Origin of the sequence: Bacillus sp. B2-WWTP-C-10-Post-4 (assembly GCF_009183805.1) — a bacterium.
GTDB classification, from domain to species: domain Bacteria; phylum Bacillota; class Bacilli; order Bacillales; family Bacillaceae_G; genus Bacillus_A; species Bacillus_A cereus.
Window position 1 is genome coordinate 17,357 of record NZ_WEII01000025.1, and the last position, 11,752, is coordinate 29,108.

Genomic DNA, 11,752 nt, shown 5'->3' on the forward strand with positions numbered 1-11,752 from the left:
CCTTTCAATTTAAACGCTCAATGCGCTTCGCCCCGTATTGGTAAACGAAACCGATACTAAATAATATGCTTACGATAAGTAAAATTCCTGTCATCATGAAATCTTTCGTTGCTAGTGCAAATATAACTGTAAAGATTACGCTTCCGATGATTAGAATCGCGTTTAATAAAGCAAGAAAATCTTTCTTCTTCTCTTCTCCCCCTACTGGATACAAATCAAGCCAAATTTTCATGCGATGATGTTTCCATAAAGTTAATAGCTGATAACCGATTAAGTATAGGAAGATAAGGCTTACGATAAATCGTCCATATAAAAATGGAATGAAGTAAAGAATTACTCCGCCAAGAGCGAGCAGACGCACATATAATCCAAAATAATTACCAGATCTTAAAAACGTTCTCGTATATAAGTATAAATATGTACGCTTTTCGCCTATCATCGACAGAATGAAATCTAGCCATTTTCTGCGGGCTACTCTTTCTTTTAATGCTGGTACATCAACGAACATGTTCGCAATGCGGTACAGTAGCATCATCTTCTTACCTTCTTCGGAAATTAAATACTCCCAGTTTAGTGGCTTTCCTTTGACCATTTGATGCATGATAGCAAGGTATAACACCATGAGAAGGACGATTCCACCAATGAAAAGAACTGAAGTACGTTCTACAAGGAAATATACAAATAAACCGTTTAGGATAAAACGAATAAACCAATCAGCCCTTTGTATATTTTGATCTGTTAAAAATGACTTTTCCCACGCTACAAATAAATTCCACGCTTTTACAATGACAAATGCGAGTACGATCCATATGTAGCCAGCTCCTGTTTGCTTCATTTGTTGGAAGTATAACGGAGCAAGCGCAGCTGCTACGATTGCGATTATGTATAACTGAATCATAAATGTAAAAAGAAATGCCTTTGTGAAGTAAGGTTTTAACTTTTCTTCAACTGGCAGTAAGTAAACGAGATCCGCTTCTTTTAATAATGTTTGAATGGATCCAGCCGTTAACACGAGTCCAATTAATACTGCCATTACGAGCGCCGCCGGAAACGAAGGTGTTAACGTTTGTAACCATTGCTGGTAATAGTACGCTCCCGCACCGATGATGAACACGAAAATAAATTTCAAATGATCATTAAATACGTATTTACTATATGTACGAACTTCTTTTAGAAAGTGACGAAATCGTTCTTTCCATAACGCTGTGCTATTCATAATCTTCTTCCTTTGTTAGCGCGATGTAAATATCATCTAACGTTGCACCTGGCATATTAAACTGTGATTGCAGTTCAGATAGCGTTCCCTTCGCTCTTACTTCACCTTGATGCAAAATAATGAACGAATCACAATAACGCTCTGCCGTCGCTAAAATATGTGTGCTCATTAAAATACCGGCACCACTCTTTTTCATTTGGTCCATCATTTGAAGAAGGGATTGAATCGCTAACGGATCTAATCCAACGAAAGGTTCATCTACTATGTAAAGAGATGGCTCCACTAAAAATGCGCTCATAATCATTACTTTTTGTTTCATTCCTTTTGAGAAATGAGATGGAAACCATTTTAAACGATTTTTCATACGAAACTCTTGTAGTAGTTGTCCTACACGTTCTTCATATTGTTTTTCATCAACGCCATACGCCATAGCTGTTAATTTCAAATGCTCTTCTAACGTTAATTCATCATATAATACTGGCGTTTCCGGAATGAATGAAAAGCTAGAACGGTACGCTGTCATATCATCACGAATTGTTTTCCCATTAATTGTGACAGTTCCTTTTTTCGGTTCCATTAAACCGATAATATGTTTAATCGTCGTACTTTTACCAGCTCCATTTAAACCGATTAAGCCGACAAGTTCGCCTTTATTAACAGAGAACGAAACGTCTTTTAATACAGGTCGTTTCGTATATCCTCCTGTAACATTTTCTACACGCAATAACTCGCTCATACGACACCACTTTCTTCATTAGTATTCATTCTATATTCATCTTACCAAAAATTATGCTGTACTACATAGTATCCATGTACTCAAAAAAAATTTTTAAATTTATTAGCATATATTTTTCCGAAAGCGGACATCATAATTATTGAAGAAGGAACACATTGAAAAAGCAACCACCAATTGATGAGTACAACAACATAGTGAAGTCATCATGAAATGGGGTGTCCAAGTTGGACAATGAAATTTACACATAACCAGATCATTTGTTTCATTTTCGAAACGGGGTGTCTCTGAAAGAGCATATACTGTTTTAAAAAATAAACAATTTCATTTTAAAAAAGATTGCAATTCATTTCACTTGAAAATGGGGTGTCTACGGCAGAAACTTTAGCCGATTTACCGTGCATTTCTTAAATAAATGAGGTGTCTGCGAAACGTAAATTACGATAATGCTTTTTCAATCCCTCTTCAGAAAACAGGAAGCTGAGTCAGCTTCCTGTTTTTCGTGTTTGTTCTCTTATGTAATTATGGTAAAATACGGCTAAGGATATTTGAAAGGATGAGATCAATGAATCATACAGCAGACAATTGTATTTTTTGTAAAATCATTGACGGGCAAATCCCTTGCTCAAAAGTATACGAAGATGAACATGTGCTTGCATTTTTAGATATTAGTCAAGTAACAAAAGGACATACTCTTGTTATTCCGAAAGTTCACAAACAAGACATTTTTGCGTTAACGCCAGAAATCGCATCACACATTTTTTCTGTCGTTCCAAAAATCGCAAATGCGATTAAAGCAGAGTTTAATCCAGTTGGCTTTAACCTACTTAACAATAACGGTGAAAAAGCTGGACAAACTGTGTTCCACTTCCACCTTCATTTAATTCCACGCTACGGTGAAAAAGATGGTTTCGGTGCTGTTTGGAAATCACATCAAAATGAATACACTATGGAAAATTTACAAAACATCGCAAGTACAATTGCAAATAGTGTGAAATAATGACACTATAAGAAGGCGTAATACATAACAAGCCACTTCCCTGAAGTCATCAAATTCCGCATGGCTTGTTTCTTTACTTAAAATGCTCAGGGATGATTGTTTGTGCATAGCACATATAAGAAAGATATGCATATTTTTCCCATCATGAATACGAACAAAAAATAAGGAGGTCTCCTTTTATGTCAAAAGCTAAATCCTTTATTACAGGTGTTATTTGCGGCGGAGCAGTTGCTGGACTAGCTGTTCTTTTCTCAACTCCTTCTTCTGGTAAAGACATGCGTGGCAAGTTAAAAGAAAAAGGAAATGATATTAAAAAGACTTTAGCTGATATTACAGCTGATACGAAATTATTAAAGCGTCAAATTGTTGAAACTGCTTCAGAAGGTAAAGAAGTGTTTCAAGAATTAAAAGATGACATGCAAGACACGCTTTCTAACTGGAAGCAAGATATTTCTCAAAACAAGCGCCATATTGAGAAAGAAATTTTGGACATCCAAAAGTCAATTGAGAAACTACAAGAAGCTGTTCCAGAAAAAGCGTAAACAAATTCCTGCTTAGTTTTTTGCATATAACAAATATTTTTTATATAAATTGACCTTGACACGGCATATCGTATAGATATGCCGTGTTTTTATGCATTTACAATATATGTTATCACTTAACATGTAAGGACAACGTATGTATTCACGACTCATAAAACGCTTCCATAGTTATGCATGATTTGTATAGAATGTCATTTTTCCGAAAAATTTTCACAATTCTCACAAAAAGACTTTATTAATTTTTATTTTACTGGCATAATAGATAGTAATGAAAAAAGAATGTTAAAGTGGGTGAGTAAATGAAAAGTGGAGAAAAAGATTACTCGGTAAAAGAAGCGATGATTTTCAGCCAACGCATTGCTCAATTATCGAAAGCGTTATGGAAATGTGTAGAGAAAGATTGGCAGCAGTGGATTAAACCTTACGATTTAAATATTAATGAACATCATATTTTAACAATCGCTTATCATTTAAAAGGGGCTTCTATTTCTGAGATTGCTAAGTTTGGAGTTATGCACGTATCAACAGCGTTTAACTTCTCGAAAAAGCTGGAAGAACGCGGCTATCTTGTATTCTCGAAAAAGGAAGATGATAAACGAAATACGTACATTGAAATTACAGACAAAGGGGAAGAATTACTACTTCGCTTAATGGAAGAGTATGACCCTGAAAATAATTCAGTGTTTAATGGGGCTCTTGCACTTCGTAATTTTTATGGGAAGTTCCCAGAAAATATCGAACTGATTGCAATCCTGCGTAACATTTACGGACAAGACTTTATCGATATTTTTGAGAAATCATTAGAAGATATTGAAGAGAACTTTACAGAATCCGATCAAAAGTTAGTTAAGAAATAATCTATTTATTTTTTCGCAATCATGCTTAAGAATTCATTCATAAGCGGCTTAAATAAACCTTGTTTTGCTAGCGCTTCCGCAGTTTCGTGTACTTCGAGCTGATGTGGAAGCGCTTTTTCAAATTGATCTAACAGCGCATCGAACAAAAGAAGCCCTTCTGTTTTCTCCACTACATATTGCTCGTTCAGTTTTTCACAAAGATTTAATATACGTTCAATATCTTTTTTACGAGCTTTTTTCTTTATGATCAAAGAATAAAATGGACACTTCTCTTCATCAATCATTTTAAATAATAAGTCTACATAGTATTCAGCTTGTTCTAATCTTCTAACAACGTCCATTTTCTCCCTCACTTTCTAACACAAAGTCTTCTATTTCTGAATTTTGTAACACGAACAAAATATCGTGTGATACAATATATGTATATGTATTTTAGCCAAAAGGAGGTCTCGCCTCATGACACTTATAACAGTTGTTTTTGTCGCATTCGCACTTCTTGTTATATTTTACACGAATTTCATGACACATACACTGTGTGAACGAAAACAAATAGCTGCGAGCCGCCAGCCCGGTGTCTTTCGGGTTATTAATGTATGTATAACAATTTTATTAATTTCTAGTTATATAGAAATTATATTTCATGGAAAGTGAGGAAGGAAAGCCCCTTCCTCACTTTTTTCCTCTATAAGCAAATTATACCTACAATAACCAATAAAATAAACAGTACAAGTAATAAAATAAGTTGAGAATTCATCCCCATCCCCTCCTCTATTCTGTATATGCGGCATGCGCCCAATATGGCACACTTTCAAAATCTGACACGTGCTGGTTAATTTTTCTTTATCAATATGAAAACGGTTCGAAATATGATATATTAAATTTTGTACATATTGCTTATACTATAGAACAAAACATTCATCAAAACTTTATCCTCAGCCACGGTAAGCCCTGTTAAGCGCGCTTTACCAATATAAAAAAGCAAAAGTATCAGTGAGACTTAATCGGGCTCTTATGAATGAAAATTCATCGGTGTAGGATAAATTAAAAATACATAATAGTAGGAGTGTTTATCGAATGAAGAAAGCTATGCTTGCCTTAGCCGCAACAAGTGTAATCGCATTATCAGCATGTGGAACATCATCATCAGACAAAATTGTTACATCTAAAGCTGGTGACATTACAAAAGAAGAATTCTACGATCAAATGAAGACACAAGCTGGTAAACAAGTACTAAACAACATGGTTATGGAAAAAGTACTTATTAAAAACTACAAAGTTGAAGACAAAGATGTAGACAAAAAGTTCGATGAAATGAAAAAACAATACGGTGATCAATTCGATACACTAATGAAACAACAAGGTATTAAAGAAGAAACTATTAAAAATAGTGTGCGTGCTCAATTAGCTCAAGAAAAAGCGGTTGAACAATCGATTACTGATAAAGATGTAAAAGCAAAATTCGAGGATTATAAAAAAGAAATTAAAGCAAGTCATATCCTTGTAAAAGATGAAGAAACTGCTAAAAAGGTAAAAGATGAACTTGCTCAAGGTAAATCTTTCGAAGAATTAGCAAAACAATACTCTGAAGATACAGGCTCAAAAGAAAAAGGTGGCGACTTAGGATTCTTCGGACCAGGGAAAATGGTAAAAGAATTTGAAGAAGCAGCTCAAAAGTTGAAAAAAGGTGAAGTAAGCGAACCTGTAAAAACACAATTCGGTTACCATATCATCAAAGTAACTGATAATCACGCAGATGCAAATTTCGATAAAGCAAAAGCTGATATTAAAAAATCACTAGTTCAAGAAAAAACACAAGATGCTCAATTTATGAACGATCTTATGATGAAAGAAATCAAAAAAGCTGACGTAAAAGTTGACGATAAAGATTTAAAAGATCTTTTCGAAGAGAAAAAAGCTGACGCTAAGAAAGACGAAAAGAAATAATGAAGTAAAAAAAGCTTGGGCTTCGGCCCAAGCTTTTTTATCCCCTCTTCTCCCGGTAGTTAATCTAGATTCGGTAAATGAAATTATATCGGCGATTTTTCAAATATATCGACCGCAACTCCAATTATATCGGCGATTTTCGAAATATATCGACTTACCGACAAAAAACGACAACAAGCGTGACTCCCTCTTCAAACACAAAAAAACCTTGATCCACGCCACGTAGAACCAAGGTTTATCTTATTATCATTGATTAAATGAAAAAACTATGTTAAATTAGAACAGAAACACGTTTCACAAAACAAAAGGAACGTATTTATCCGTATCTTAATTGTACACCAAAACACATCTTCAGTCAACCTCTATTTTTCACTTTTAAAGGAGTGCTTACCGTATGAACAAAAAACTTGATCTAGAGCAAAAAAGATTGGATACCGTAATTGAAACAATTACGGAGCAAATTGATAAACTGGAAAACGAAACTGGCAGACGCCGAGCAGAAGTAATCAATATTCGTAAACACTTTTGGGATGACGTGAAAGTGAATACTGATACTTTCGATGATTATCTTGAAACAGTTATCAACTTAAGACAACAAGCTCAGTCACTAGCTGTCACACAAATTACCCATAAGCACACCTTTAATCGACTTGCCGCATTAAGACGTATGCATAAAGCACCTTATTTCGGACGAATTGATTTCAAAGAAGAAGGAGAATCTACCGCGGATCAAATTTATATCGGCGTCGCTACACTTACTGATGCAAGCGGAGAAAACTTCCTTATATATGACTGGCGCGCACCTATTTCGAGTGTGTACTATGATTATCCACCAGGACCTGCTGAATACAGTACACCAGGCGGCGTAATCCACGGTAATGTGGAGAAAAAATTACAATACATTATTCAAAATGGCGAGATTGATTCTATGTTCGATACGAGCCTTACAATTGGTGATGAAATCTTGCAACAAGCGCTTGGAAAAGGCACGAACAAACATATGCAAAGCATCGTTGCTACGATTCAGCGCGAGCAAAATGAAATTATCCGTCACGATGAAGGCCGACTCCTTATCGTGCAAGGAGCCGCTGGTAGTGGTAAAACATCAGCTGCATTGCAACGAATCGCCTACTTACTATATAAATATCGCGAATGGCTAAAAGCAGATCAAATTATTCTCTTCTCTCCTAACTCTATGTTCAATAGCTACGTTTCTAACGTACTACCTGAACTCGGTGAAGAAAATATGCAGCAAGTTACATTCCAAGAATATTTAAATCATAGACTAAGTAAGTCATTTGAAGTTGAAGATCCTTATGAGCAATTGGAATATATGTTAACTGAAACGAATAGCCCTACCTATAAAACGAGAAATGCGAGCATCCGATTTAAAGCATCCACTCAATTTTTCGAGATGATTAGAGCGTACAGACAATCTCTTGAATCTTCAGGCATGCTATTTAGAGGAATGAAATTTAGAGGAAAACTGATTGTTTCTGCGAAAGAAATTACAGAACAATTTTACAATACCGACTCCTCCCTCCGCTTCCATAGTCGAATTGAGAAGTTAACGGATTGGCTAAATAAGCAAATAGATGCACTTGAAAAAGCAGAACTGAAAAAGCCTTGGGTAGAAGAAGAAATTGAATTACTTAGTAAAGATGAATACCAAAAAGCTTATAAATATTTGCAGAAAAAAGGAGAGTTTGACGACAACTCCTTTAATGATTTTGAAAAAGAAACGAGAGTACTTGGACGTATGATTGTCCGTAAAAAATTGAAGCCACTGCGTAAAGGCGTTCAAACATTACGCTTTATCAATTTCACAGGTATATATAAACAACTCTTCACAGATGCATCATGGGTTACTGAGAAAAAACCGAAAGAGTGGGATGACATTTGCTCCTTAACAATAAACATGCTTGATGAAGGAAAACTATATTACGAGGATGCGACTCCATTCTTACTTTTAAAAGAATTAATTGAAGGCTTCCAAACGAACAGATCGATTAAACACGTACTCGTAGACGAAGCGCAAGATTATTCTCCGTTTCAGTTCGAGTTTTTAAAACGTCTCTTCCCTGCCGCAAGAATGACAGTACTCGGCGACTTTAACCAAGCGATATTTGCTCATGCGAGTGAAACGGTTAATTTCGATACACTTACAAATTTATACGGTCCAGACGAAACAAACGGCATTAACTTAACTCGTAGCTATCGCTCAACAAAACCGATTATTGAATTTACACGTGCTCTCGTACCGGAAGGCAAGAACATTCACGCCTTTGAACGTGACGGCGAGAAACCTACAGTGACGAAAGTATCGAATGTCAAAGAACTGCACGAACGTATTACTGCCAAAGTTGCTGAACTACAAAAAGAGCAGCACAATACGATCGCAATTATATGTAAATCTGCAGCTGAAAGCGCAGCTGCATACGAAGCACTTAATCATATCGATAATATTAAACTCGTGAAGAGTAACTCAGCCGAGTATGAGCAAGGCATTGTCGTAATCCCTGCTTACTTAGCGAAAGGTATTGAATTTGATGCTGTTATTATTTACAATGCTTCTAAAGATGTGTACAACGATGAGAGCGTTCGTAGATTGTTCTACACTGCTTGCACACGCGCAATGCATGAATTGCAACTTTATAGCGTTGGCGAGGTTAGTCCTTTTGTGCTTGGGGCTGATTCGGAGAGTTTTGAGCTTATTACACCTTGATGACAATCAAGGTGTTTCTTTTTTTGCAGGACTTACACCTTTAAAGTAGAATATATCATTTTAGAAAAAAGCAAGGAGTGAAACAATGAACTATTATTTTATTGCTATTTATGACGGCGAGTTTCCTACCGAAAAATTACATACTATTTTACAATCTAATCACACTTTTACTAACTTAAACGTCCGCACCATTTCAATCTCCTCACCAAGACCTTTCACATTATTAGTTGGCGAAGAACACGATACACTCACAACTGGATTTACAGACAAATACCACTTATTCACGAAAGAGTTGCAAACACTCGAGCAGCAAGAAAAGTACTACTATGTATACGATTATAAAATTAGAAAGAACATCGAGAATCCAATCCAAAAATGCTTTCCATTCGCACAAATCCATATAAGTGTTACGAAATTCCATCAAATGATTCAAAAAGTAAAAAACTTAAAACGACCTGTATTTGCAGGTTATAACATCGTCTCTCATGATACAGACATACTTACGATTGATGTACTTCTTTCTTCACCTTTATTGGATCCTAACACTTCCGAAAAAGACGCGGAAGAATACGCCTATTTACACCAGCTAGCTGAATCAATTTCTCGTTCTGAATTATGTATTTCTATTAAAGAGAGTGCACTTATTTAAACACGAAAAGAGGGTTATTTATCATAACCCTCTACATACTATCTATTTATGTTTTTGAAACAAAACGTACTAAGTGTGCTAGTGTAAAAAATACAGATTGCGATGTCCATACCGTTTTTTTATGAATATTTATTTACTTCTTGTCCCCTGACACTAATGTTCTGCTTAAAAACAGGAATTTTCATCCATATATCTTGTTCCCTATTTTAAAACATAATACAATTAAAATGTAACTTAATAAGCTATAACTAGTAGGTGTGGCAATCATCTCTTCCATTTTGAAAAAAGGGGGGAGGTGATAATATAATCGCGATGTTTATAATTAAATTAGTGTATGGTATCCTAACCGGAGCTGGCGTTGTCATCGGTAGAAGATACGTCGGTCCGTGGCTAATTTCTGTATACAAAAAAGCGAGAACCACCCTGCTTCGTGGAAAAGGTAAGGGCGGTTCTCGGCTAAAACGTTAATGTAATTGTCTTATAACCGCACCTACTACCACCACAATAGCAAGTTAGGTTACACAAGGCAGAAGTTTCTCAGGCTTCTGTCTTTTTTATTTTATGCAAAATTCACACTACATACTCTATCATTATTGTAACACATTTTATTTATTTTTAGTCAAGAGAAAAACTACCTAAAGGGCTCCCCTTCAGGTAGTTCTCTATTTTACGCTAACGCAGCTAGACTTTTTCAAGTTCAGCTGTGCCGCTCTCATCATTTATAGCACCAATAAAGACGGATTATGTACCCGCTTCATAACAGTATGAGTAAACAAGGAACAACACCTATTACGAATATAAAAAATCCTCTCACTATATAGCACCTATGTTTTCAGCAATACTCTATTACCATCAAACTAAATTTGTATAATTTAAACTACAGAATAGCAAGCTAATTTTCAAATATCTTCTTGCACATTATCCTAAATTTATTATCTATTTGTATCATGCTTATAAATAAAAGATATCCTACCGACGCACCGAGCATATTTATAGCAATCCGCCACACATCAAAAACATCAGACAAAGTTAGTAAATGTAATATCTCCCAAACAAGAAAGGTCATAACATACCACTTACGAGCTTTCTTATAGTTAGTCACTTTATTAAGCAGCACTGGAACGAAAAATCCAAATGGAACTACTAATATTATATGTTGTAAAACACTTAACCAATAAGTTGAGTTTCCCCAAGGACCTGGATGTGCAATAAAATCTTTAACTTGCCAAAGTGTTATTCCAAAAAGTTGTAATAACGTTTCTAAATCAGATATATGTAAAAATTGCTGCCAAAATTCAATGGGATGATAGACAGTCCCACCTGTCAAACTGCGAACAGAGTCAAATGTAGAAGTTGAAATAAACGTTCCTAAAAAGACAATAAAACAAATGATTATATAAGGAATACATAAAATTTTTGATAATACCTTTAATGATCTAGGAACTTCGTATACCGATTTATTAATCTCTACGCCAATAACTTTTGATTCTCCAAAACTTTGAATCGCTTTATAAATCGCTTCTTTTTCATTCATACCTTGTTCCATATATTCTTCTTTCAAGCTGTTCAAGTGATCATACATTTCTAGAAATAACTCATCCTGTTCAATATCACTAAGTTCTGAATAGGCTAAAATAGACTTAATATACTCATCAAATTCACTCATAAATAACTCCTTTCTGACAAGCTTGAATTAATGCTGTTACACTCTCCCAAGAATTCATTTTCTTCTGTAATTCTTTTTTCCCTTTATCTGTAATAGTATAGAATTTCCTTTTCATCCCATTCTCAGATTCATTCCAATAAGATTCAAGAAACTCCTTTTTCTCTAATCTCTTTAAAGCAGGATACAACGTTCCCTGCCCCATACTATACAAATCTTCACTTGCATCCTTTAAACTTTGAGCTATTTCATATCCATATGTATCACGTTTTGCAATGATAGAAAGTAATAAAATATCTATACTTCCCTTCAAGATTTCTTTGTCCAACAATACCACCACCTTATATACATCGTATAACAACATATGTCGTTATGCAATATATTTAGAATAATATTCCATAAAAAAACCACCTAAAGGCTCCC

General features: G+C 35.1%; 13 protein-coding genes. 8 read left to right on the top strand and 5 right to left on the bottom strand.

From position 1 onward, the window contains the following. Positions 1–4: 4 nt before the first annotated feature. Positions 5–1,216: an ABC transporter permease EcsB gene (ecsB, locus tag GBN78_RS12730; protein ID WP_001089102.1), complete on the bottom strand. Its 1,212-nt coding sequence runs from the start codon at positions 1,214–1,216 to the stop codon at positions 5–7. After that, positions 1,209–1,952, bottom strand: a complete 744-nt coding sequence (gene ecsA / locus GBN78_RS12735) for an ABC transporter ATP-binding protein EcsA (RefSeq protein WP_001292603.1) — start codon at positions 1,950–1,952, stop codon at positions 1,209–1,211. Before ecsA ends, ecsB begins: the two co-directional genes overlap by 8 nt. 562 nt (positions 1,953–2,514) lie before the next feature. On the opposite strand from ecsA, the gene GBN78_RS12740 reads away from it, so the two are divergent. The 3 genes from GBN78_RS12740 (at position 2,515) to GBN78_RS12750 (ending at position 4,348) form a co-directional block, all read left to right on the top strand. Further along, positions 2,515–2,949, top strand: coding sequence for an HIT family protein (locus tag GBN78_RS12740; RefSeq protein WP_001016835.1), 435 nt, complete (start codon positions 2,515–2,517; stop codon positions 2,947–2,949). A 179-nt stretch (positions 2,950–3,128) separates the two neighbouring features. Beyond that, entirely contained in the window at positions 3,129–3,491 is a 363-nt protein-coding gene (locus GBN78_RS12745) for a YtxH domain-containing protein (protein WP_000030302.1), read from the top strand. 299 nt (positions 3,492–3,790) lie between these two features. Continuing rightward, a complete protein-coding gene (locus GBN78_RS12750; protein WP_000834924.1) occupies positions 3,791–4,348 on the top strand; it encodes an HTH-type transcriptional regulator Hpr in 558 nt (185 codons plus the stop codon). A gap of 5 nt (positions 4,349–4,353) precedes the next feature. On the opposite strand, the gene GBN78_RS12755 is transcribed toward GBN78_RS12750, so the two are convergent. Continuing rightward, positions 4,354–4,689, bottom strand: a complete 336-nt coding sequence (locus tag GBN78_RS12755; RefSeq protein ID WP_000383658.1) for a DUF1878 family protein — start codon at positions 4,687–4,689, stop codon at positions 4,354–4,356. Between the two features lie 115 nt (positions 4,690–4,804). Here GBN78_RS12755 and GBN78_RS12760 point away from each other — a divergent pair, with 115 nt between their 5' ends. The 5 genes from GBN78_RS12760 (at position 4,805) to GBN78_RS30195 (ending at position 10,134) form a co-directional block, all read left to right on the top strand. After that, positions 4,805–4,999 (top strand): hypothetical protein, encoded by a 195-nt coding sequence (locus GBN78_RS12760; protein ID WP_000172690.1) that lies wholly within the window; start codon positions 4,805–4,807, stop codon positions 4,997–4,999. Between the two features lie 423 nt (positions 5,000–5,422). Then, on the top strand, positions 5,423–6,292 hold the full coding sequence (prsA, locus tag GBN78_RS12770) for a peptidylprolyl isomerase PrsA (RefSeq protein ID WP_000710063.1): 870 nt from the start codon (positions 5,423–5,425) through the stop codon (positions 6,290–6,292). A gap of 394 nt (positions 6,293–6,686) precedes the next feature. Further along, the gene (gene helD, locus GBN78_RS12775) at positions 6,687–9,017 is read left to right on the top strand and encodes an RNA polymerase recycling motor HelD (RefSeq protein ID WP_001035442.1); all 2,331 of its coding nucleotides are present in this window, start codon (positions 6,687–6,689) and stop codon (positions 9,015–9,017) included. Positions 9,018–9,102: 85 nt separating this feature from the next. Then, on the top strand, positions 9,103–9,666 hold the full coding sequence (locus GBN78_RS12780; protein WP_001110341.1) for a hypothetical protein: 564 nt from the start codon (positions 9,103–9,105) through the stop codon (positions 9,664–9,666). 312 nt (positions 9,667–9,978) lie between these two features. Continuing rightward, positions 9,979–10,134, top strand: a complete 156-nt coding sequence (locus tag GBN78_RS30195) for a hypothetical protein (RefSeq protein WP_000469930.1) — start codon at positions 9,979–9,981, stop codon at positions 10,132–10,134. Positions 10,135–10,558: 424 nt separating this feature from the next. Here GBN78_RS30195 and GBN78_RS12785 read toward each other — a convergent pair whose 3' ends face one another. Both GBN78_RS12785 and GBN78_RS12790 read right to left on the bottom strand, forming a co-directional pair. Continuing rightward, a complete protein-coding gene (locus GBN78_RS12785) occupies positions 10,559–11,332 on the bottom strand; it encodes a VanZ family protein (RefSeq protein ID WP_044584207.1) in 774 nt (257 codons plus the stop codon). Further along, positions 11,325–11,657 (bottom strand): PadR family transcriptional regulator, encoded by a 333-nt coding sequence (locus GBN78_RS12790; RefSeq protein WP_000356629.1) that lies wholly within the window; start codon positions 11,655–11,657, stop codon positions 11,325–11,327. The genes GBN78_RS12785 and GBN78_RS12790 overlap by 8 nt, the downstream gene beginning before the upstream one ends. Between the last annotated feature and the right edge of the window lie 95 nt (positions 11,658–11,752).